The sequence below is a fragment of the Bradyrhizobium sp. 41S5 genome (genome assembly GCF_011516665.3).
Lineage (GTDB): Bacteria > Pseudomonadota > Alphaproteobacteria > Rhizobiales > Xanthobacteraceae > Bradyrhizobium > Bradyrhizobium quebecense.
Window position 1 is genome coordinate 5,632,029 of record NZ_CP083721.1, and the last position, 22,875, is coordinate 5,654,903.

20 protein-coding genes are annotated in these 22,875 nt (G+C 64.8%); 6 read left to right on the plus strand and 14 right to left on the minus strand.

The window, feature by feature from the left end:
- Positions 1 to 343: 343 nt before the first annotated feature.
- The 8 genes from HAP47_RS27370 to HAP47_RS27405 all read right to left on the minus strand — a co-directional run bounded on the left by HAP47_RS27370 (position 344) and on the right by HAP47_RS27405 (position 9,041).
- Entirely contained in the window at positions 344 to 1,060 is a 717-nt protein-coding gene (locus HAP47_RS27370; protein WP_173641931.1) for an HAD family hydrolase, read from the minus strand.
- Positions 1,057 to 1,977: a CbbX protein gene (gene cbbX, locus HAP47_RS27375; RefSeq protein WP_173641930.1), complete on the minus strand. Its 921-nt coding sequence runs from the start codon at positions 1,975 to 1,977 to the stop codon at positions 1,057 to 1,059. Before cbbX ends, HAP47_RS27370 begins: the two co-directional genes overlap by 4 nt.
- Before the next feature lie 110 nt (positions 1,978 to 2,087).
- Positions 2,088 to 2,513, minus strand: coding sequence for a ribulose bisphosphate carboxylase small subunit (locus HAP47_RS27380; protein ID WP_173641929.1), 426 nt, complete (start codon positions 2,511 to 2,513; stop codon positions 2,088 to 2,090).
- A 12-nt stretch (positions 2,514 to 2,525) separates the two neighbouring features.
- The gene (locus HAP47_RS27385; protein WP_173641928.1) at positions 2,526 to 3,989 is read right to left on the minus strand and encodes a form I ribulose bisphosphate carboxylase large subunit; all 1,464 of its coding nucleotides are present in this window, start codon (positions 3,987 to 3,989) and stop codon (positions 2,526 to 2,528) included.
- A gap of 30 nt (positions 3,990 to 4,019) precedes the next feature.
- Complete coding sequence (gene fba, locus HAP47_RS27390) at positions 4,020 to 5,102, minus strand: class II fructose-bisphosphate aldolase (RefSeq protein WP_173641927.1); 1,083 nt, start codon at positions 5,100 to 5,102, stop codon at positions 4,020 to 4,022.
- Positions 5,103 to 5,117: 15 nt separating this feature from the next.
- The gene (gene tkt / locus HAP47_RS27395; RefSeq protein WP_173641926.1) at positions 5,118 to 7,139 is read right to left on the minus strand and encodes a transketolase; all 2,022 of its coding nucleotides are present in this window, start codon (positions 7,137 to 7,139) and stop codon (positions 5,118 to 5,120) included.
- Positions 7,136 to 8,011 (minus strand): phosphoribulokinase, encoded by an 876-nt coding sequence (locus HAP47_RS27400; protein WP_173641925.1) that lies wholly within the window; start codon positions 8,009 to 8,011, stop codon positions 7,136 to 7,138. The genes tkt and HAP47_RS27400 overlap by 4 nt, the downstream gene beginning before the upstream one ends.
- Positions 8,012 to 8,021: 10 nt before the next feature.
- On the minus strand, positions 8,022 to 9,041 hold the full coding sequence (locus HAP47_RS27405) for a class 1 fructose-bisphosphatase (RefSeq protein WP_173643091.1): 1,020 nt from the start codon (positions 9,039 to 9,041) through the stop codon (positions 8,022 to 8,024).
- A gap of 166 nt (positions 9,042 to 9,207) precedes the next feature.
- Between HAP47_RS27405 and HAP47_RS27410 the strand changes: the two genes are divergently transcribed.
- Positions 9,208 to 10,134 (plus strand): LysR family transcriptional regulator, encoded by a 927-nt coding sequence (locus HAP47_RS27410; protein ID WP_173641924.1) that lies wholly within the window; start codon positions 9,208 to 9,210, stop codon positions 10,132 to 10,134.
- Between the two features lie 157 nt (positions 10,135 to 10,291).
- Complete coding sequence (locus HAP47_RS27415; RefSeq protein ID WP_173641923.1) at positions 10,292 to 11,989, plus strand: ATP-binding protein; 1,698 nt, start codon at positions 10,292 to 10,294, stop codon at positions 11,987 to 11,989.
- 10 nt (positions 11,990 to 11,999) lie between these two features.
- Here the strand turns inward: HAP47_RS27415 and HAP47_RS27420 are convergent, their stop codons facing one another.
- A complete protein-coding gene (locus tag HAP47_RS27420) occupies positions 12,000 to 12,422 on the minus strand; it encodes a hypothetical protein (RefSeq protein WP_173641922.1) in 423 nt (140 codons plus the stop codon).
- Complete coding sequence (locus HAP47_RS27425; RefSeq protein ID WP_173641921.1) at positions 12,422 to 13,132, minus strand: TetR/AcrR family transcriptional regulator; 711 nt, start codon at positions 13,130 to 13,132, stop codon at positions 12,422 to 12,424. Before HAP47_RS27425 ends, HAP47_RS27420 begins: the two co-directional genes overlap by 1 nt.
- Positions 13,133 to 13,288: 156 nt before the next feature.
- On the opposite strand from HAP47_RS27425, the gene HAP47_RS27430 reads away from it, so the two are divergent.
- Both HAP47_RS27430 and HAP47_RS27435 read left to right on the plus strand, forming a co-directional pair.
- Positions 13,289 to 14,473, plus strand: coding sequence for an HlyD family secretion protein (locus HAP47_RS27430; RefSeq protein ID WP_173641920.1), 1,185 nt, complete (start codon positions 13,289 to 13,291; stop codon positions 14,471 to 14,473).
- An 8-nt stretch (positions 14,474 to 14,481) separates the two neighbouring features.
- Positions 14,482 to 16,089: a DHA2 family efflux MFS transporter permease subunit gene (locus HAP47_RS27435; RefSeq protein ID WP_371821665.1), complete on the plus strand. Its 1,608-nt coding sequence runs from the start codon at positions 14,482 to 14,484 to the stop codon at positions 16,087 to 16,089.
- A 46-nt stretch (positions 16,090 to 16,135) separates the two neighbouring features.
- Here the strand turns inward: HAP47_RS27435 and HAP47_RS27440 are convergent, their stop codons facing one another.
- From HAP47_RS27440 to HAP47_RS27450, 3 genes are all read right to left on the minus strand, one after another.
- Complete coding sequence (locus HAP47_RS27440; protein WP_173641919.1) at positions 16,136 to 17,779, minus strand: benzoate-CoA ligase family protein; 1,644 nt, start codon at positions 17,777 to 17,779, stop codon at positions 16,136 to 16,138.
- A 158-nt stretch (positions 17,780 to 17,937) separates the two neighbouring features.
- On the minus strand, positions 17,938 to 18,753 hold the full coding sequence (locus HAP47_RS27445; protein WP_173641918.1) for an alpha/beta hydrolase: 816 nt from the start codon (positions 18,751 to 18,753) through the stop codon (positions 17,938 to 17,940).
- Positions 18,754 to 18,757: 4 nt separating this feature from the next.
- A complete protein-coding gene (locus HAP47_RS27450; RefSeq protein WP_173641917.1) occupies positions 18,758 to 19,252 on the minus strand; it encodes a MarR family winged helix-turn-helix transcriptional regulator in 495 nt (164 codons plus the stop codon).
- 309 nt (positions 19,253 to 19,561) lie between these two features.
- Between HAP47_RS27450 and HAP47_RS27455 the strand changes: the two genes are divergently transcribed.
- Together HAP47_RS27455 and HAP47_RS27460 are read left to right on the plus strand one after the other, a co-directional pair.
- Positions 19,562 to 20,728, plus strand: coding sequence for an ABC transporter substrate-binding protein (locus tag HAP47_RS27455; protein WP_173641916.1), 1,167 nt, complete (start codon positions 19,562 to 19,564; stop codon positions 20,726 to 20,728).
- A 68-nt stretch (positions 20,729 to 20,796) separates the two neighbouring features.
- Complete coding sequence (locus tag HAP47_RS27460) at positions 20,797 to 21,249, plus strand: cupin domain-containing protein (RefSeq protein ID WP_173643089.1); 453 nt, start codon at positions 20,797 to 20,799, stop codon at positions 21,247 to 21,249.
- 173 nt (positions 21,250 to 21,422) lie between these two features.
- On the opposite strand, the gene HAP47_RS27465 is transcribed toward HAP47_RS27460, so the two are convergent.
- Positions 21,423 to 22,664 carry a flavin-dependent oxidoreductase gene (locus tag HAP47_RS27465; protein ID WP_173641915.1) on the minus strand — a complete coding sequence of 414 codons (1,242 nt, stop codon included), beginning with the start codon at positions 22,662 to 22,664 and terminating at the stop codon, positions 21,423 to 21,425.
- Positions 22,665 to 22,875: the final 211 nt, after the last annotated feature.

Consider the following 22,875-nt stretch of genomic DNA (forward strand, 5'->3'; position numbering starts at 1 on the left):
GAGGCGCCGGTCTCCCGGAACTGTTGGCAAGCGCTACCACCCGCCAGAATTTCTGGTGGTCGTCACTGTCTCGAGCAACCTTTGGCAGATGTCACCCCTACTATATGAATGCGCGCACCGACTGGCCATTTATTTAGATATCCAAATAAATTGACCGGCGACATGGAGGGGCATGAGGCGTTATCTCCCGAAATAGTTGAGCAAGCCTCACCATCCGCTAGGTGCGGCGCTGTTTCTGACAACCTTTGGTGAGATTGTGCCCCTACTATGTAATGGAGGCAAGCATCATTTATTTAACTTCCAGAATTAATTAATCAGAACTGCCGGCCGGCGGCAGCGGCCTTCAGGCGTCGATGCCAGACAGATCGTCAACAACAAGCAACGCTCCGGCGAAATCGTCGTCGCTGAAATAGGTGCTGCGGGTGATGACAACGGGGATGCCCGCCCGCGCAGCCGCGATGAGGCCGTTGCTGGAATCCTCGACGGCAATGCAATCCGCCGGGCCAAGCGCGAGCCGCGCCAGCACCTCGACATAGACATCGGGTGCCGGCTTCTTCCGCGGCACGTCGTCGCCGGCGACGATCGCCTCGAACAGATCGGCCCAGGCCGGCCCCAGCGCAACCGACAGCAGCGCATCGATATTGCCATGCGAGGTCGTCGTGGCGATCGCCAGACGCTGGCCGCGGCTGCGCGCGCCGGCGAGCCAGGCCCTCACGCCCGGCCGCAACGGGCAGTCACCCGCCGCGATCAGCGCGGCGTAGCGCTTGGTCTTGATTCCATGAAGGTCGGCGATGTCGGAAAACGTCAGCGACGGAACCGCGTTGCGCTGGTCGAAGGCGCGGATGCGCTCCTTGCCTCCGGCGACCCGAAGCAGCCGCGCGTAGGTGACCTGGTCCCAGAACCAATCGAGGCCGGCCTCGGCGAACGCCTCATTGAAGGCGCGGCGGTGCACCTCCTCGGTTTCGGCGAGCGTGCCGTCGACATCGAAGATCAAGGCGCGGGCACCCGCAATGATGTGGCGCATCCCGGCGTTCCTGATGCCGGCGAGCGCCTGGTTCATCGTGCCTCGCCCGCCCCTTTTGCGAACACGCGGCTGGCAAGCACGTCGCCGGCCTCGATCGACATCACGTCGTCGGTCGTGAGCGTGCGGTCGAGCTTTGCCACGATCCGGTTTGCCTGGCGCAGCCGGATGCGGTCGAGCGCGTTGCGGATCGAGCGCGCATTGGAGAACAGCGGCTGTTCCTTGCGGATGCCGATGTACCGGGTAAAGGCCTCGCGTGCTTCCGGGGAGAAACGATAATTCTGCTGTTGCAACATCAGTTCGGCGATCCAGAGCAACTCGCCGTCGGAATAGTCGGGGAAGTCGATGTGATGCGCGATGCGGGAGCGGAACCCCGGATTGCTCTGAAAGAACTTCTCCATGCGGTCGCCATAGCCGGCCAGGATCACCACCAGATCCTCGCGCTGCTCTTCCATGATCTGCAGCAGAATCTCGATCGCCTCCTGGCCGTAGTCGCGCTCGTTTTCGGGACGGTACAGGTAATAGGCCTCGTCGATGAACAGCACGCCGCCCATCGCCTTCTTCAATATTTCTTTCGTCTTCGGCGCGGTGTGGCCAATATATTGCCCGACAAGGTCATCGCGGGTGACGCTGATGACGTGGCCGCGGCGCACGAAGCCGAGCTTGTGCAGGATGCCAGCCATCCGCAGCGCGACCGTGGTCTTGCCGGTGCCGGGATTGCCGGTGAACGACATGTGCAGGGTCGGGAACGTCGTCGCCAGCGCCATCTTCCGCCTGATGCGTTCGACCAGCAGCAGCGAGGCGATCTCTCGGATGCGGGTCTTCACGGGCTTGAGACCGATCAATTCGGAATCGAGCTGGTCCAGCACGTCGCCAATGCCGAGGTCGGCGAATTCATGCCGGAGGTCGATGGTCTCGAGCGGCGTCTCGCGGATCTGTTCTTGCGGTTGCGTCATTATCCTCTCGCTTCGAGAAAAGCTCCGTCGCCGCGGCGGCGACGACGGAGAAGTGCATCCGACCAGGACGGTCGAGGGAGCAATCCGCCTGGCTTGCAAGCCGGACGCGGTCAACGATCGGTGTAGCGTTCGCCCTCGGGGCGGCTCGCTGCAAAGGAATGCGTCGCATAGTGCAGGTTGCGTCCGGCAGCCTCCTGGCGGTCGAGCCGGAAGCCGGGTTCCTCGCGCGGCCGATTGACGATGAAGGAGATGCGAACCGACTCCCAGCCGTGACTGGAATCGAAGCCGGAGATCCGGATGTAGCGGTCGCCATAGACCCGCCGGCAGTCGGCGAGTTCCTTCATGATGCCGGCCGCATCGCGCAGGTCGAACATCGGCAGGCCCCACATGTCCCAATAGGTGTTGCGGGGGTGCGGATCGTCGGTGAACTCGATGTTCACCGCCCAGCCCTTGTCGAGGCAGTATTGCACCTGCGCGGCGATCTGCTCATCGGTGAGATCGGGCAGGAAAGAGAAGCAGCCTTGGGTCACGCGCATGAGAAACTCCTGTCAGACCGCCATGCTCGGCGTGGGAACGAAATCGGGGGCGTCGGTCGACTCATAGTTGAAGGTGACGTCCTTCCAGACGTCGAGCGCCTCGCGCAGCGGCGTGCAGGTCTGCGCCGCCTTGGCCAGAATCTCCGGCCCTTCATGGACGTAGTCGCGTCCCTCGTTGCGGGCGAGGATCATCGCTTCCAGCGCGACACGGTTGGCGGTCGCGCCGGCCTGGATGCCGCGGGGATGGCCGATCGTGCCGCCGCCGAACTGCAGCACGACGTCCTCGCCGAGCAGGTCGAGCAGCTGGTGCATCTGGCCGGCATGAATGCCGCCGGAGGCCACCGGCATCAGCTTGTTGAGGCTCGCCCAGTTCTGGTCGAAGAACACGCCGTGCTCGAGCTGCATCGGGTTGAAGTCCTCTCGGCAGATGTCGTAGTAGCCGCGCGTGGTGTTCGGATCGCCCTCGAGCTTGCCGACCACCGTTCCGGCATGGATGTGGTCGACACCTGCGAGCCGCATCCATTTCGCGATCACGCGGAACGAGACGCCGTGGCTGCGCTGCCTGGTGTAGGTCGAGTGGCCGGCGCGATGCAGATGCAGGATCATGTTGTTCCTGCGCGCCCACTTCGCCATCGACTGGATCGCGGTGTAGCCGATCACGAGGTCGATCATGACGATGTTGGAACCGAGCTCATGGGCGAACTCGGCGCGCTCGTACATGTCCTCCATGGTCGCCGCGGTGACGTTGAGATAGGTGCCCTTGATCTCGCCGGTCGCGGCCTGCGCGCGGTTGACCGCCTCCATGCAGTACAGGAAGCGCTCGCGCCAATGCATGAAGGGCTGCGAGTTGATGTTCTCGTCGTCCTTGGTGAAGTCGAGCCCGCCTTTCAACGCCTCGTAGACGACGCGACCATAGTTGCGGCCGGACAGGCCGAGCTTCGGCTTCACGGTGGCGCCGAGCAAGGGACGGCCGAACTTGTCGAGCCGCTCACGCTCCACCACGATGCCGGTCGCCGGGCCCTGGAACGTCTTCACATAGGCGATCGGCAGCCGCATGTCCTCGAGGCGCAATGCCTTCAGCGGCTTGAAGCCGAACACATTGCCGATGATCGACGCCGTCAGGTTCGAGATCGACCCCGGCTCGAACAGGTCGAGATCATAGGCGATATAGGCGAAGTAGCTGCCCGGCGAGTTCGGCACCGGATCGACGCGATAGCACTTCGCCCGATATTTCTCCGCGGCGGTCAACCGATCGGTCCAGACCACGGTCCAGGTCGCGGTCGAGGATTCGCCCGCCACCGCCGCGCAGGCTTCGGTCGGATCGACGCCATCCTGCGGCGTGACGCGGAACAAGGCGATGACGTCGGTGTCCTTGGGCTCGTAGTTCGGCTCCCAATAGCCCATCCGCTTGTATTCCATCACGCCGGACTTGTAGCGATCCTTGCCGCGCACCGTGATCGACTGCTGAATATTCATCAAAATCTCCTGTCCTTCGCCGCCATTTGCTCAGGCGGCCTGGGTTATCTTTCCAATCTGCGGATCGAGCGCACCGGCGCGATAGCGACGGGCCATCTCCGGCAGTGCAACCACCTTGATCCGGGCGGCATTGCCGGCGGTGCCGAACTGCTCGAACCGGTCACGGCAGAGTTCGCGCAGCGCGTCCATCGCAGGCTTGAGGAACTTGCGCGGATCGAACTCGCTCTTCGACTGCGCGGCGACCTTGCGGAAGGCCGCCGCCATCGCCAGGCGGCAATCGGTATCGATATTGACCTTGCGCACGCCGTGCTTGATGCCGCGGACGATCTCCTCGACCGGCACGCCCCAGGTCTGCGGCATCTCGCCGCCGAACTGGTTGAACATGTCCTGCAGCGGCTGCGGCACCGAGGACGAGCCGTGCATCACCAGATGCGTGTTGGGCAGGCGCGTGTGGATCTCCTCGACCACGCGCATCGCCAGTATCTCGCCGTCAGGGCGGCGCGTGAACTTGTATGCGCCGTGCGAAGTGCCCATCGCGATCGCGAGGGCATCGACCTTGGTGGCGCGGACGAAATCGACCGCCTGGTCCGGGTCGGTGAGCAGTTGGTCATGGCTCAGCGTGCCTTCGACGCCGTGACCATCTTCCTGTTCGCCGCCGCCATGCTCAAGCGAGCCGAGCACGCCGAGCTCGCCTTCGACCGACGCGCCGACCCAGTGCGCCATCTCGACGACGCGGCGGGTGATATCGACGTTGTAGTCATAGTCGGCCGCGGTCTTGGCGTCGGCCTTGAGCGAGCCGTCCATCATGACGGAGGTGAAGCCGTAGCGGATCGCGGTGGCGCAGGTCGCCTCTTCGTTGCCGTGATCGAGATGCAGGCAGAGCGGGATCTGCGGATACATCTCCTCCAGCGCGTCGATCATCTTCGCCAGCATGATGTCGTTGGCATAGGACCGCGCGCCGCGCGAGGCCTGTATGATGACAGGCGCATCGCAGGCCGCCGCCGCCTCCATGATGGCGAGGCCCTGCTCCATGTTGTTGATGTTGAAGGCCGGCACGCCATAGCCGCGTTCGGCGGCGTGATCCAGCAACTGCCTCAGGGTAATCCGCGCCATGGTGGGGTCCTCCTTTCAATTCGCTCGTTGCATGAGCTGCTTTGCTGCCGCGGCAACCGCCGCAGGCGTGATGCCGAATTCGCGGTAGAGCACGTCGGCCGGCGCGGACGCGCCGAAGCCGCTCATGCCGACGAATACGCCGTCGTCGCCGAGCCAGCGGGCCCAGTCGCCCTCGACCGCGGCTTCGACACCGACACGCGGGGCGCTACCCAGCACCTTCGTCCGATAGTCGCGCGGCTGCTGGCGGAACAGGTCGAAGCATGGGGCCGAGACGACCGCGGCCTTCACCCCTGCTTCCGCCAGCAGCTTTGCGGCTTCGAGCGCGATCGACACCTCCGAACCCGTTGCAATCAGGGTGACGTCACGCCCGAAGGCCGGCTCGACGAGAACGTAGGCGCCGAGCGCGACCTGGTTGTCCTTGCTGCCGTCGCGGACCGTCGGCAGCGCTTGCCGCGACAGGCAGAGGATCGACGGCGAGGTCTCTGCCTTCAGCGCACAGTCCCAGGCTTCCGCCGTCTCGACCGCGTCGGCCGGACGGAACACCAGCAGGTTCGGAATCGCGCGCAGCGCCGCCAGATGCTCGACCGGCTGATGCGTCGGCCCGTCCTCACCGAGCCCGATCGAGTCATGGGTCATCACATGGATGACGCGGATGCCCATCAGCGCCGCGAGGCGGATCGCCGGCCGGCTGTAATCGGCGAAGCTGAGGAAGGTGCCGCCATAGGGAATGAACCCGCCATGCAAGGCGATGCCGTTCATCGCGGCCGCCATGCCATGCTCGCGGATGCCGTAGTGGATGTAGCTGCCGTCGAGTGTTTCCGGCCGCACCGAGACCTGCGACTTCGCCAGCGTGAGGTTGGAGTGCGTGAGGTCGGCCGATCCCCCCAGGAGATTGGGCAACGCTTCGGCGATCACGTCGATGACCTGCTGCGAGGCCTGCCGCGTGGCGAGCTTCGGCCGCTCGGTCGCGAACCGCCCGACAAGTTTGGTCATCGCCTCGGCATAGGCGCAGGGCAGTTTCCGGTTCAGCGCGTCGTGGAACGGAGACCGCTCGCCCCTATCCGCCTTGCAGGCGCTGCGCGAGCGCTCGATCCAGGCCCGCCGTGCGTCGCGGCCGCGACCACCGAGTTCGCGCCACTCGGCCAGCACCGCATCGGGGATTTCGAAAGCCGGATATGGCCAGTGCAGCGCGCTGCGGGTCTTCGCCACCTCATCGGCACCGAGCGGCGCGCCGTGCACCTTCTCGCTGCCCTGCCGGTTCGGAGCACCGAACCCGATCACCGTGCGGCAGGCGATGAGCGATGGACGATCGCTCGCTCGTGCCTGCCTGATCGCGGCAGAGATCGCCTGCGGATCGTGGCCGTCAATGCGGCAGACGTTCCAGCCGCTGGCCGCAAGCCGCGTCGTCTGGTCGTCCGAGCAGGACAGCGAGGTGGCGCCGTCGATCGAGATGTGGTTGTCGTCGAACAGCACGATCAGCCGGTTCAGCCGCAAATGGCCGGCGAGCGAGATCGCCTCATGGCTGACGCCTTCCATCAGGCAGCCATCGCCGGCGATCACATAGGTGTAGTGATCGACGAGATCGTCGCCGAAGCGGGCGTTCATCAAGCGCTCGGCGAGCGCCATGCCGACCGCGGTCGCGATCCCCTGCCCGAGCGGCCCGGTCGTGGTCTCGACACCAGGCGTATGCCCGTATTCGGGATGTCCCGGAGTTTGCGATCCCCATTGCCGGAACGCCTTGAGCTGATCGAGCGTCATGCGCTCGTAGCCGGTCAGATAAAGTAGCGCGTAGAGCAGCATTGAACCGTGCCCGGCCGACAGCACGAAACGGTCGCGGTCGGGCCAGGCCGGATCGGCCGGGTCGAACTTCAGGAAGTCGGTGAACAGCACGGTCGCGACATCGGCCATGCCCATCGGCATGCCGGGATGGCCGGATTTCGCCTGCTCCACCGCGTCGATGGCGAGGAAGCGGATGGCGTTGGCCATCTCGTCGTGGCTGATTTCGGGCCGGCTGGCAACGGACGCTAGTGCGGTCATATCGTTCGCCTCTTTCGTTCGATCAATTGCAGGATCAGCGGGGTCAGGATGAGCTGCATCGCGAGATCGAGCTTGGCGCCGTGAATCACGATCGAATTGGCGCGCGACATGAAGCTGTTCGGGATCATCGAGAGCAGATAGGGAAAATCGATGCCGCGCGGGTTCTTCAACCGGATCACGACCATCGATTCATCCGGCGTCGGGATCCAGCGCGCGATGAACGGGTTCGACGTATCGACCGTCGGCACGCGCTGGAAGTTGATGTCGGTCTCGCTGAATTGCGGGCAGATGTAGTTCACGTAGTCCGGCATGCGGCGCAGGATGGTGTCGGTCACCGCCTCGGTGGAGTAGCCGCGATGGCTGCGATCGCGATGCAGCTTCTGGATCCATTCGAGGTTGATCACCGGCACGACCCCGATCTTCAGATCGGCGTGCTGCGCGACGTTCACCTTGTCGGTCACCACGGCGCCATGCAGCCCCTCGTAGAACAAGAGGTCGGAATTCTCCGGCAGCGCTTCCCACGCGGTGAAGGTGCCGGGCTTGGCGCCGTAGAGCCGCGATTCGTCTTCGTCGTGCACATAGTGCCGCGTCGTGCCGGTGCCGGTCTCGGCATAGTCGCTGAACAGCTTCTCCAGCTCCTCGAACAAATTGGTCTCGGGGCTGAAATGGCTGAAATGCTTGTCGCCGCGCTCGGCCTTCTCCAGCATCTGGCTGCGCATCTCGGCGCGGTCGTAGCGGTGGAAGGCGTCGCCCTCGATATAGGCCGCGACCACATTCTCGCGGCGGAAGATGTTCTCGAACGTTTTCTTCACCGAGGTGGTGCCGGCGCCGGACGAACCGGTAATCGAGATGATGGGATGTCGACGAGACATACACTCCCCCTCAGCGGAACAGGCCGCGCCGCGCGAACAGCGGGGCATCGCTGCTCTCGAACAATGGCTCGACGGTCAGGTGGATCGCATCGACGTCGCGCACGGCGCGCGCCGATCCCATGATCAGCGGCACGCGCTGATGCGGCGTGCGTGCCGAGAGTTCGAGAATGCGCGACCGGCCACTGGACGCGGCGCCGCCTGCCCATTCCATGATCAGCGCGATGGGATGCGCCTCATACAGCAGGCGCAGCCGGCCTTCGCGGTAGCCCTGGCGCGCATCCGCAGGATACAGGAACACGCCGCCGCGCATCAGGATGCGGTAGGCCTCGGCCACCAGCGAGCCGATCCAGCGCATGTTGAAGTCCTGGCCGCGCTCGCCGTTCACGCCGGCAAGGCACTCGTCGATGTAGTTGCGCACCGGGCCGCTCCAGTGCCGCCGGTTCGAGGCATTGATGGCGAACTCCGACGCGTCCTGCGGCACCCGCAGCTCACGCGCAGTCAGGACGAACTCGCCGGCTCGCGGGTCCAGCGTGAAACAGTCGACGCACTTGTCGAGCGCCAGTACCAGCACGGTCTGCGGACCGTAGATGAAGCAGCCTGCGGCACATTGCGCCGTGCCGGGCTCGAAGAAGGTCGAGAGGATGTCGTTGCCCTTCGGCCGGATCGAGAAGATCGTGCCGATCGAGATGTTGTTCTCGAGATTGCCCGATCCGTCGAGCGGATCGATCGCGACACAGAGCGGCGCATCGGGATCGAGCGTCTCCGGCAGCTCGACCTCCTCCGACAGCACAGCGGCGACCGGCGCGGCGCGCAACGCGTCGCGCATCAGGCCGTCGGCGACGATGTCGATGGTCTTCTGGCGATCGCCGTCGGGATTGATGCCGCCGCTCTCGCCGCCGATGCCGGCGAGCGGTCCGGCGGCGATGATGCGCGAGAGCTCGATCGCGGCGCCGGCAAGGGCTTCGATCACCGCAACGGTCGCGGCGCGCAGCGGATCGTGCTGCGTCGGCCACTCCAGATGGGCATGCAATACAGGACGAATCTCCACCGGCCTCTCCCTTGATCGCGCCCTCTGTCCCGAGGTGTCGAGAGGCGACCTCAGGGGAGTCGCCTTGGCCGTATCAACGCGCGAATTGCCCAATTAGGGAAATTTCATTATCTTTGGTCTGGGCAAAGTTTTTCTTATGGAGCTTGTGATGGCCGGAAACTTCTCGCGGGACCTCACCATCCGCCAGCTGCGCGCGCTGTCGGCGGTGCACGGAGCCGGCTCGATCACGTCGGCAGCCAACCAGCTGAACCTGACGCAGCCGGCGGTGACGCTGCAGCTCCGCAACCTGCAGGCACTCGCGGGATTGCCGCTGATCCAGCGCACCGGCGACGGCATGGCGCTGACGGATGCCGGCGCGCATGTGCTGGCGCTCATCGAGCGGATCGAGGCGGCGCTGAAGGACTGCGAGCAGTCGCTCGACATGATCGCAGGCCGCAGCGGCGGCCGCGTCGCGATGGGCGCGGTCTCGACCGCGAAATACTTCGTGCCGTTCGCGATCGCGGCATTCTCGCGGCGCTTTCCCAAGATCGAGGTGACGCTCAGGATCGGCAACCGCGAGGAAATCCGCGACGCGCTGCGCGGCTACGATCTCGACATCGCGGTGATGGGCCGGCCGCCGGCCGATGTCGAGGTCGAGATGAAGCCGCTCGGCCGGCATCCGCACTTCATCATCGCCGCACCCGATCATCGGCTGGCGCGACGGCGGCACGTCGCGACATCGGAGCTCGCCAATGAAACCTTCATCACCCGCGAGCAGGGATCGGGCACGCGGATGCTGATGCAGCAATACTTCGAGCGGGTCGGACTGGAGCCGAAGCTCGGCATGGCGATGGACAGCAATGAGACCATCAAGCAGGCGGTCATGGCCGGACTCGGCATCGCCTTCATTTCCCAGCACACCGTGTTCCATGAACTGGAGGATGGCCGGCTGGTGGTGCTCAAGGTGAAGGGCCTGCCGATCGTCCGGCAGTGGCACGCAATCAGGCGCACCGACAAGATCCTGCTGCCGCCCGCGCAGGCGATGCTGGACTTCCTGGGCAAGGAGGGCTGGCGCTATCTGCCGAATTCCCGCTAGCGCCGCGACGTTGCAACACCCGTTCGATCGAAAAAATCGAGTTAACGCCGTATGTTAAGCATTGAAGTTCCCGCGAACGCGTGCCAAACGTTAATTGCGGTCGCGCGCGGACCGTATCCCTGCGAGGGAGGATGAACTGCAGAACCAGTCCCCGCCGATGCCTGACTTCAAGGCGTTATTCGAGGCGGCGCCCGGCCTCTATCTGGTACTGACGCAGCCTGACTTCCGCATCGTGGCAGTAAGTGACGCCTATCTGCGCGCCACCAAGACCGAGCGCGCCGCGATCCTTGGGCGCGGGCTGTTCGACGTATTTCCCGATAATCCGGAAGATCCGGCCGCCGACGGCGTGCGCAACCTGCGCGCCTCGCTGGAACGCGTGGTCCAGTTCCGCCGCCCCGATACCATGCCGGTGCAGAAATACGATATCCGCAAGCCCGAGTCGGAGGGCGGCGGATTCGAAGAGCGCTACTGGAGCCCGCGCAACACGCCGGTGTTCGGACTGAATGGTCAGTTCACCTACATCATGCATCGGGTCGAAGACGTCACCGGCTTCGTTCAGCTGAAGCAGCGCGGGGCCGAGCAAGACCAGCTGGCGGACCGGCTGCGCGAGCGCACCGAGCAGATGGAAGCGGAAATCTTCACGCGTGCCCGCGAGGTCGAGGCCGCGCGGGAGCAGCTCGAAGCCGAGCAGAAGCTGCGCCAGGTGCAGAAGATGGAAGCCGTCGGGCACCTCACCGGCGGCATCGCGCACGACTTCAACAATATCCTGACCGTCATCACCGGCCTGATCGACATCCTTGCCGAGGCCGTCGAACACGATGCCGCGCTGTCATCCGTCACCAAGATGATCAGCGACGCCGCGTTTCGCGGTGCCGAGGTGACCAAGCACCTGCTGGCCTTCTCGCGGCAGCAGCCGCTGCAACCGCGAGAAGCCAATCTCAACACGCTGGTGCAGGACACCGCGCGACTGCTGCGCCCGTCGCTCGGCGAGCAGATCGAAATCGAAACCGCGCTCGAACCCGACGCCTGGCCGGCGTTCATCGACCCCAACCACATGTCGACCGCGCTGCTCAATCTCGCCCTCAATGCCCGCGATGCGATGCCGGATGGCGGCAAGCTGATGCTGGAGACCAGCAACGTCATCCTCGACGAGACCTATGCCGCCACCAACCTGGATGTGCGGGCAGGTGAATATGTGATGGTCGCGGTCAGCGACACCGGCGGCGGAATCCCGGAGGGGATCCGCGAAAAGGTGTTCGAGCCGTTCTTCACCACCAAGGACACCGGCAAGGGCACCGGCCTCGGGCTCAGCATGGTGTACGGTTTCATCAAGCAGTCCGACGGGCATCTCAAGATCTATTCCGAAGAAGGCCACGGCACGTCGATCAAGCTCTATCTGCCGCGCAGCATGGGTGACGTCGTCGACGTCGAGCCGCCTCCTCCGGTCGACACGCGCGGCGGTCACGAATCCATCCTGGTCGTCGAGGATGATCCGCTGGTCCGCAATTACGTCGCCGCCCAGCTCGAGCAGCTTGGCTACCGCACCATGGTCACCGCCAACGGCCCGGAAGCGCTGGCCGCCGTCGACAACGGATTCGTCTGCGACGTGCTGTTCACCGATGTCATCATGTCCGGCGGCATGAACGGCCGGCAAGTGGCCGATGCCGTGATAGCCAGGCTGCCCTCGGTGCGCGTGCTGTTCACCTCGGGCTATACCGAGGACGCGATCATTCATCACGGCCGTCTCGACCCCGACGTCACGCTGCTGCCCAAGCCCTACCGCAAATCCGACCTCGCCCGGATGATCCGGCAGGTGCTGGCCCAGCCTCCCGCATCGGCGGTGGCGGCCAAATAGCGCGGCGACATCAGGGACCAAAGCTCGACCGGCTCTGCATTTTCCAGGCGCCGCCGAGCAGGCTCAGCACATAGAGGGAATCGTAGACCCCGATGACCGATCCGTCCTCGCGGTAGCGCGTATAGCGGACGGCGTAGTGCGCCTTGGCCGGCGAGGACTGCACGAGCTTGGTCTCGTTCCAGGCGCTGTGATGCCAGCCGTCCTGCTTGCGCAGCCGCTCGAACAGATCCATCGGATTGTTGCCGCTCTGCTGATAGACGGTAACCGTGCCACCGGCGATCCGCACGTGCGGGAAGTGCATCAACGCATCCATGGCGGACGCGTCATGGCGATTGAGCGCGGCCATCCAGCGCATCAGCACATCCTCGCATCTGGCCTGGTCATCGCGCGAGATCTGCGCGTCGACAGTATAGGTCGCGGCCGGCCCGGCCATTACACGCCTCCGCTCTGCTTGTTGGCCCGGTCGGCCGGCACGGCGCATCCGGACAGGAACAGCGCGGCGCAAGCCTTGGCGCGCGCTTCGATCTCGCTGCGCGTCGGCACTGGCTTGTGCCCGAACATGACGTCGCGCTGCGGCTTGAACACCAGCATGCCGAGCAGCATGCCTGCTGCGGCTTCGGTGTCGTCGAGCACGATCCGCCCTCGCCGCTGCTGGACGCCCAGCCAATTCGCCAGCGCGGCGATCGAGCGCTGCATGGCCTTTTCGTAGAACGTCTCGGCTATGTCAGGGAATTTGTCGCTCTCGGCCAGGATGATCCGCTGCAGCGCGATGACCTCGGCATCGAGAATAAGTTCGGCACAGGTCAGCAGCGCGGCCTCCAGGGCCGCCGCAACATTGCGGCCATCGCAGGCGCCGAGATTCACGATGGACACGAACCGCTCCACCCGATCGGTCACCATGCCTTCGAACAGCGCCAGCTTGGTCGGGATCAAACGATAGAGCGTCTTGGTGGAGACGCCGGCGCGGCAGGCGACGTCGGCGATGCTGGCCGCGGCGAAGCCGCGCTCCGAGAATTCGCGCCGCGCGGCCTCATAGATCAGCGCGCGCGTCTCGTCGTCGGAACGAAGCTGTGGCCGCCCACGGCCGCGCCGTTCCGGCGCCGACGCGGTCTGCTCTGTCTGGTCTTTGTCATTCCGGTTCATCCGCGAGCCATGCTTTTAGATGATGACTGTCATTCTATTGACAGTCCCAATATGGGCTCTATTTTGGAAAACATCAAGTTTCCTAATTATCCTGGGCCGTCGAAATCAAGATTCCTACGGTTTCCCAGCGGGATAGAACGATCAGGAGCGCCTGCCATGAGCCAGCACGAGACGTCATTCAAGGCCGAGAGCCAGGTTCCGGCCGAGACCGCCAAGCAGTTGATCGCAAATCCGGAGGCGGCCAAGCCCGCCGCGAAGGGCAAGCTTCGCCGCCTGCTCATGACCGGCGCAGCACTCGCCCTGCTTGCGGGTGGCGCCTGGTATGGCTGGGATTACTGGACGGTCGGCCGCTTTCAGGTCTCGACCGACGACGCTTATGTGAAGGCCGACAACACCACGATCGCACCGAAGGTGTCCGGCTATCTCAGCGCGGTGCTGGTGGGCGACAACGAGCGTGTGCACGCCGGCCAGATCCTGGCGCGGATCGACGAGCGCGATTTCAAGGTCGCGCTTGATCAGTCGAAGGCTGACGTCGCTGCCGCCGAAGCCGCGATCACCAGCAAACGCGCCCAGCTCGACGTGCAGCACTCGGTGATCGAGGCGGCGCGCGCGACGCTTGCGGTGGACACCGCGACGCAGACATTCGCCGAGCAGGAGAACAAGCGCTACACCGACCTCGCGGGCACCGGCTACGGCAGTGTGCAGAACGCGCAGCAGGCGCAGTCGCGCTATGCCAGCGCGCAGGCCGCCATCGCCCGCGACACCGCAAACCTCGCCTCCGCAGAGCGCCAGGTGGAACTGCTCAAGGCCGAGATCGCCCAGGCGGTTGCCGCGTCGGGACGGGCGACCGCGCTCCAGAATCAGGCCGAGTTGAACCTGGGCTACACCACCATCATCGCCCCGATCGACGGCGTCGTGGGCAACCGCACGCTGCGTACCGGCCAGTACGTCCAGGCCGGCACGCAGCTGATGTCGCTGGTGCCGGCCACCGGCGCCTACGTGATCGCGAACTACAAGGAGACTCAGCTCACCAATGTCCGCAAGGGCCAGCCGGTCGAGATCGAGGTCGACATGTTTCCCGGTCAGGTCGTACGCGGTCATGTCGACAGCCTTGCGCCGGCGAGCGGTCAGGAGTTCGCGCTGCTGCCGCCGGACAACGCCACCGGCAACTTCACCAAGGTGGTGCAGCGCATCCCGGTGAAGATCGTGCTCGACGCAACCAATGTCGACCTGCGGCCGGGCATGTCGGTGATCCCCTCCATCGCGACGCTGTCGCATCCTGCCGAGGAAACGCCGCGCTCCAGCGCCTCGCCCAAGCTCGCTGTCGCCTCTTTCAAATAGGTGATGTCATGTCCGACCTCGCGCTCTCCTCCCCGGCTGCTGCGCCCCGCGCGGCAGCGGTCGATCCCAACCACGCCAGCATGGCCGTCTGGATTTCCATCGTCGCCGCGATGATCGGCGCCTTCATGGCGATCCTCAACATCCAGATCACCAACGCCTCTCTGCTCAACATCGAGGGCGGCATCGGAACCGGGGTCGACAACGGCTCCTGGATCTCGACGTCCTATCTGATCGGCGAGATCGTGGTCATTCCGCTGACCGACTTTCTCAGCCGGGTGTTCTCGTTCCGCAAGATCATCATTGGCTTCGCCACCCTGTTTGCGATCTTCTCGGTCGCCTGTGCCTTCACCCACGATTTGCCCTCGATGATCGCGATGCGTGGGCTGCAAGGCTTCTTCGGCGGCGTGTTGATCCCGATGGCCTTCACGCTGGTTTTCACCAAGCTGCCGAAGGTGCAGCAGCCGATCGGCCTCGCGATGTTCGCGCTCGCCGTGACGTTTGCCCCGGCGATCGGCCCGACCATCGGCGGCTACCTGACCGAGAATTACGGCTGGCAGACCATCTTCTTCGTCAACGTGATTCCGACTGCGGTGATGGTCATCACGCTTTCATTCACGCTGGAACGCCAGCCGTTGCAGCTGCACCTGCTGCGCGAGGGCGACTGGCTCGGCATCGCCACGATGGCGATCGGCCTCGCCTCGCTGCAGGCGGTGCTCGAGGAAGGCAACAAGGACGACTGGTTCGGCTCGCCCTTCATCGTCAAGCTCGCGGTGATCGCAGCCGTCAGCCTGACCCTGTTCGTCTGGATCGAGCTCGTGGTCGAGAAGCCGCTGCTCCGGCTGCGGCTCTTGACTCAGCGCAGCTTCGGCTTTGGCACCATCTCGGCGGTGTTCGTCGGGTTCGCGCTGTTCGGCTCCGTTTACCTGCTGCCCGCCTATCTCGGCCAGGTGCAGCGCTACAATGCCGAGCAGATCGGCCAGGTGCTGGCCTGGACCGGCCTGCCGCAGCTGATCCTGATCCCGCTGGTGCCGAAGCTGATGCAGCGCTTCGACGCGCGCTTCATCGCCTTCACCGGCATGATCCTGTTCGCGGTGTCATCCTTCATGAACATACAGATGTCGCTCGATTACTCCGGCGACCAGTTCTTCGTCCCGAATATCGTCCGTGCGGTCGGCCAGGCGATCATGCTGGCACCGCTGTCGGCCGTCAGCCTCGGCAGCGTTGCGCCGCAGGATGCGCCGGCGGCCTCCGGCATCTCCAACATGATGCGTAACCTCGGCGGCGCGATCGGCACGGCATTGCTCGCCACCATCGTCACCAAGCGCGAGCAATTCCACTCCAACATCATCGGCCAGTCCGTGCATCTGGGCCGCGAGGAGGTACGTGCCCGGATCGCCGAGGTCACCAACTACTTCCTCAGCCACGGCATCTCGGACCCCGCAACCGCACACAGCCAGGCTATCGTGGCGATCGGCAATATCGTGAAGCGCCAGGCGCTGGTGCTCGGCTTCAGTGACGCCTTCGCGGTGATCGGCGTGGTGCTGGTGCTTGCCGGGATCGCGATCGTGTTGACCGGCAAGCCGAAGAACGCCGCCGGCGGTGGCGCGGCGCATTGACCGCTCGTTGATCCCCGGGGCGACGGCCAGCGGCCGTCGTCCCCTCTCAGCTCGCCTCGCGCAGCTTGAAGCGCTGGATCTTTCCGGTCTGGGTCTTCGGCAACGCTTCGACAAAGGCGATCGCGCGGGGATATTTGTACGGCGCGATCGTCGCCTTGACGTGATCCTGCAACACCTTGACCTCGACATCGTCGCTGCGCGCGCCCTGTTTCAGGACGATGAAAGCCGAGACGATCTGTCCCCGCTCCTCGTCGGGCGCACCGATCACGGCACATTCCGCGACGTCGGGATGCCCGAGCAGCGCCGCCTCGACCTCGGGACCAGCGATGTTGTAGCCCGCCGAGATGATCATGTCATCGGCCCGCGCCACGAATGACAGCCGGCCGTTTTCGTCGCTGACGAAGGCATCGCCGGTGATGTTCCAGCCATCGCGGACATATTTGGTCTGCCTGGAGTCGGCGAGATAGCGGCAGCCGGTCGGGCCGCGAACCGCCAGCTTGCCGACCTGGCCCGGCGGCAGCTCGTTCATGTCGTCGTCGACGATCCTGGCCTGGTAGCCGGTAACAGGGGTGCCCGTCGTGCCAGCGACGGCGCTCCCGGCGCGGTTGGTGATGAAGATGTGCAACAGCTCCGTGCTGCCGATGCCGTCGAGGATCGGCTTGCCGGTCTTCTTCGTCCAGCTCTCGAACACCGGCGCCGGCAGCGTCTCGCCGGCCGAGACCGCGAGTCGCAGCGACGACAGGTCGGCGCCCTTGTCCATCGCCGCCATCATCGCCCGATAGGCGGTCGGCGCCGTGAAGCAGATCGTCGCCTTGTAGGTCTCGATGATCCGGATCATCTCGCTCGGGGCCGCGTTCTCCAGCAGTGTCGCGGTGGCGCCGAAGCGCAGCGGGAAGATCGCGAGCCCGCCAAGGCCAAACGTAAATGCGAGCGGCGGCGAGCCGACGAACACATCGTCCGGCGTCACCTTTAGCACTTCCCTGGCATAGCCGTCCGCCACGATCAGAAGATCGCGGTGGAAATGCATCGTCGCCTTCGGTTCGCCCGTGGTGCCCGACGTGAAGCCGAGCAGCGCGACGTCGTCGCGGCCGGTCTTCACCGCATCGAACTTGACCGGCTTGTTCAGCGCGATCCGGTCGAGCTCGGCATCGTGATTTTGCGTGCCGTCGAAATTGACGACCTGCTCGAGGAATTTGCTGGTCTTGGCGCAGGCCACCAGCTCGTCCGCGATGCGGCTGTCGGTCAGCGCCAGCGAGATCTCGGCCTTGTCGACGATCTTGGCCAGTTCGCCGGCGCGCAGCATCGGCATCGTGTTGACGACGACAGCACCGGCCTTGGTCGCCGCGAGCCAGGCCGCGACCAGCGCCGGGTTGTTGCCCGAGCGGATCAGGACGCGATTGCCGGGCTTGACGCCGTAATTCTCCACCAGCGCATGCGCCAGGCGGTTCGACCAGTCGGTCAATTCCTTGTAAGTGCGCTGGCGGCCGTTGCCGATCAGCGCGATGCGATCGCCCATGCCCTGCTCGACGAGGCGGTCGGTCAGTTCGACCGCGGCGTTGAGATAATCGGGATAGCTGAATTCGGGCCGATCGAGCAGCAGCTGCGGCCATTGCTCTGATCGCGGCAGGTTGCGCCGCGCGAAATCGTCGACATGCCCGGATGGGCCGAGCCCGGGAAATTCACCTGACATTCGATTGCCCCTCGCTTTCCATCCAGAAAGGCCAAGACCAAATATCGAAGACTAACATCGAGGACGCCCGGCAGCGTCCCGATCGCCAATCATTTTATACTTAAAATAATTTGGCGCAAGAGTGGATATCGCGCGGAAATGGCGCGGTCCTGCAAACCTCAGATCTGCGTAAGCTGCTTCAGCCGCGCGACCATCGCCGAGCCCGGGTCGGCGAGCGGTGCGATCGCGGTGAAATGATTGGCATTGGGCACAGTGCCGAACCGCGTTGCTACGCCCGCTTTGCCCCAGACATCGGCGATGGTCCGGCTCTGCCGGTGATATTCGGCGCTCTCGTCGCCACCGACTACCGCATCGAGCGTCGCGCCTGCGGGCGCTTTCCAGAGCAGCGGGCTCACTGCCCTTGCTGCGTCGCGGTCAAGACCAAGCGCCTTGTTGATGGAGGTGCCGACCAGCGGTTCGAGCTCGAACAGGCCGGAGATCGCGTAAGCAGCCCTGACCAGACTAGCCGGCAGCGACGCATCGTAGGCCGGCCAATCGGTCGCAAGCATGCAGGCGGCAAGATGCCCGCCTGCGGAGTGTCCCGACATGACCAGCGACCGGCCGAGCTTCGCCAGTTCGCGTGACGCCGCGCGCATCTCGCCGATGATGTCGGCGACTGTGACGTTGGGGCAGAGGTCGTAACTCGGCACCGCGACGCTGATGCCGTGGCCATTGAGGCCCCGCGCGCAGTGGCTCGATGACGAGCCATCGAGCGCCTGCCAGTAGCCGCCGTGGATGAAGACCACGAGCGGCCCGTCGCGATCGCCCTCAAAGAGATCGATGACGTTGCGGCTTCCAGGTCCATAGGTCAGTCGCCGTGGCGGGTGCTGCTCACGATAGGCCGCCGAGTCCCTCGCCCAGCCGGCCATCAGCGCCGGATTTTCCGGCACCCGCGCCCGGTTGTTGTATTCGACCTCGTAATCGATGTCGGCCACGGCGCTACGCGGTCCTCGCCCTCGCCGAGCGCTGGGCCGAGCCCTTGGCCTTGGCGAGCAGCCGCATCAGTTCGCGGATATCCTTCGGCGACAGGTCGCCGAAGATATCGGCGATCCATTTCTCGTGCTCGGCCGCCATCTTGCGGAACTCGGCGCGGCCGAGCTTGGTCAGCCGGATGAACTGCACGCGGCGGTCCGTCTCCGAGGTGCGGCGATCGAGATGGCCGGAATCGACCAGGCGCTCGACCAGCCCGGTGACGTTGCCGTTGGAGACCATCATTCGCTTCGACAGGTCCGACAGCGTCATGCCGTCGGCCACCTTGTCGAGCTGGGCCATCAGGTCGAAGCGCGGCAGCGTGACGTCGAACTTCTCACGCAGCCGGCTGCGCACCTCGCCTTCGATCAGCGTGGTGCAGGTCAAGAGACGCAGCCACAGCCTGAGCTCGGTGCCATGATCGTCGGGCAGTTCGACGGCTTTGGTTTCGGAATCGAGGATCATGCGGCGATCGTGCCTCCGCGGCGGGTTTCGGTCGGACCAACTGCTTTGAGCTTCAAGCAATTCGCGCCGCCCCGCAAGGACAATTGCGAATCCTGCCCGACACGTCCGGCCCATCCTGCTATTTCTTTAAACTTCAAGCAATTGGCGCGGCGCTTGCATGTGCAACACCTGGAAGGTGCGCGGCGATCGCCCTGACGCAATGCCACATCGCTTGCAGCGGTCGCGCGCGTCAGACTAAGCTGAGGTCAAACAAATTGAGGCCAATTGAGGCTGAGACAACGGCAGCAAGCCGGTGGTTGGGGGAGAGATATGAAGCAATTGACGAAGCTCGTGGGACTGGCGGCGCTACTCGGTATCGCGGTGACCCCGGCGACCGCGCAGGAGAAGATCAAGATCGGCGTGCTGGTGACGACCTCCGGCCCGGCCGCGGCGCTTGGCCAGCAGGTCCGCGACGGCTTTGCGCTCGCGGTCAAGGACCTCGGCGGCAAGATGGCCGGCCGCGAGGTCGAGATCGTCAATGCCGATGACGAGCTGAAGCCCGACGGTGCGGTGGTCAAGGTGCGCGGCCTGCTCGAGCGCGACAAGGTCGATTTCGTGGTCGGTCCGATCTTCTCCAACATCCTGCAGGCGATCCACCGCCCGGTCACCGAGAGCAAGACCTTCCTGATCAGCCCGAATGCAGGTCCCTCCAGCTACGCCGGCAAGGAGTGCAACCCGTTCTTCTACGTGACGTCGTACCAGAACGACCAGGTGCACGAGGTCCTCGGCAAGGTGGCACAGGACCGCGGCTACAAGCGCGTCTATTTGCTGGTGCCGAACTATCAGGCCGGCCGCGACTCCGTCGCCGGCTTCAAGCTCGACTACAAGGGCGAGATCGTCGAGGAGTCCTACACACCGCTGAACACGCTGGATTTCCAACCCGAGCTCTCCAAGATCGCCTCGCTGAAGCCGGACGCGCTGTTCACCTTCATGCCGGGCGGCATGGGCGTGAACCTCGTGAAGCAGTACAAGCAGGCCGGCGCAACCGTGCCGGTGCTCTCCGCCTTCACCGTCGACGAATCCACCCTGCCCGCGCAGCAGGACGCCGCCGTCGGCATGTTCGGCGGTGCGAACTGGGCGCCGAACCTTGACAATCCCCAGAGCAAGAAGTTCGTCGCAGCCTATGAGGCGGCCTACAAGGGCGTGCCCGGCACTTACGCCATGCAGGCCTATGACGCAGCGCTGTTGATCGACAGCGCGGTCAAGGCGGTGAAGGGCGACCTCTCCAACAAGGACGCGGTCGCCGCGGCGCTGAGAAAGGCCGACTTCACCTCGCTACGCGGTAACTTCAAGTTCAACAACAACGGCTATCCGATCCAGGATTTCTACCTCACGAAGGTCGCGAAGCGGCCGGACGGTAAATTCCAGACCGAGATCGTCGAAAAGGTCTTTTCGAATTATGGCGATCGCTACGCCAAGGACTGCGCGGCCAAGTAGATCGCCCAAAGCGTTTTCAAGCGAAGTGAAGAAGACGCGTCAAATGGAGACATGGAGCAAACATGACGATGAAAGACGAGATCGCCGGCATCACCCGGGCCAATGAGGGCATCCAGGGCATTTCCTGGAGCATCCTCGGCCAGACCTACGTGCCGAAGAGCCGTACCGAGCATTCGTTCTCCTGGCACGCCACCTTCCCGCCGGGCACCTTCGTTCCGCCGCACATCCACCCCGACCAGGACGAGTATCTCTACATCCTCGAGGGCAAGCTCGACTTCATGCTCGACGGCGCCGATGAATCAGCCACGCCAGGCGATCTGGTGCGCTTGCCGGCGGGCAAGCCGCACGGCATCTTCAACAAGTCGCAGCAGTCGGCCAAGACGCTGTTCTGGGTGTCGCCGACGCGCAGGCTGTACGACCTGTTCTGGGCGATCCACAACATGAAAGAGCAGAACCCGGACGACGTGGTGCGGCTCGCCGCCGAGCACAACATCCACTTCCTGCCGCCGCCTCCGGCGTGACATACGCGCCGGCTTCTCTCCGTCACCTGAGGAGCGCGTAGCGCGTCCCGAAGGATGCACGGCCCGGCTCGTGGCCGTCGACCCTTCGAGACGGCCACGCTGCGGCCTCCTCCAGCGACAACGGCGAAGCCGTTGCGCGGGGGTGGCGGATCGACGGATCGGGACGTTGCCTCCTACTGCCGCGCCACCACGCGGGCGGCGAAGCCGGCCCTGGCGGCATAGCCACGCACGATCGCCTCGCGCGCCTCATAGTTGAGGATGGTGTCGACGTCGGTAAAACCCTGTGGCGCGAGTTGCTCGACCGCGTCGATCACGCCCTCGGGCCCTCCGCGGCGATTGGAGGCGACGATGTCGGCGGTCATCGGCAGCCGTTGCCGCTCGTAGCCGGCCAACGCCTGGCGCGGATGCTCTGCTCGCGCCAGCATGTCGGCGAGGCAGCGCGCATCGAGGATGGCCTGCGACGCGCCGTTCGAGCCGACCGGATACATCGGGTGCGCGGCGTCGCCGAGCAGCGTGACGCGGCCGCACGACCAATAAGGCAGCGGATCGCGGTCGCAGCACGGATACTCCCAGAACTCCGGCGTCGCATTGATCAGGCCGGCGAAGTCGACCTGCGGAATCGTGAAACCAGTGACATAGGGCATCATCTCGTCGCGCCGGCCGAGATTGGACCAGCCCTCGCGGCGCGGCGGCGTCGAGGAGCCGTCGCCGATCCGGACCAGCACCGCCCAATTGGTGAGGCGGCTCGCCGGGCTCGAGCCCGGCGCGATCGGATAGATCACGGCCTTGGCGTTCAACCCGCCGGCGATGATCATCGAGCGGCCGGTCAGGAAGGCCGGCCAATCGGTGGCGCCGCGCCACAGCATCAGCCCGTTCCAGCAGGGACCGCCCTCATCCGGAAACAACATCTCGCGCACCTTGGAGTGGATGCCGTCGGCGCCGATTAGGATGTCGCCACGCGCGGTGCGGACATGGCTGCCGCTGCGATCGAAGAAATAGGCCGAGACGCCGCCTTCGTCCTGCGTGAAGGAGCCGAGCCGGCAACCGGTGCGGATCGCATCCGCGCCAAGCCGATCGATCACTGCCTGATGGATCACGCCCTGCAGGCGGCCGCGATGAACAGAGAATTGCGGCACGTCGTGGCCGGCATCGAGCCCGCGCTTCTCGTGCCAGACCTGCTGGCCGTGCCGCGTCAGATAGAACAGCTCATAAGTGCGGATCGCGACCTCGTCGAGCCTGTCGAGCAGGCCAAGCCCCGCCAGCTCGCGGATCGCATGCGGCAATGTGTTGATGCCGACGCCGAGCTCGCGGATCGTCTCGGACTGCTCGTACAGCTCGCAACTGATGCCGCGCGAACGCAGCATCAGCGCAGTGGTGAGGCCTCCGATTCCGCCTCCGACGATAATCGCCTTCATCGTCCCTTACTCCACTCACAACAGGACGCTTTTACGCTTTCGCCTAAGGTCGCACGCCACCTTGTCCGGCCGCAAGCGGGTTTGTCGGCCGGGGCCTGGACCGACCTGCGACGATTGGGCTTAGGATTAACACTCTCACAGCGCATTTCTATCCATCACCGTCACCCTGAGGAGCGCGGAACGCGCGTCTCGAAGGGTCGACGGGCACCAA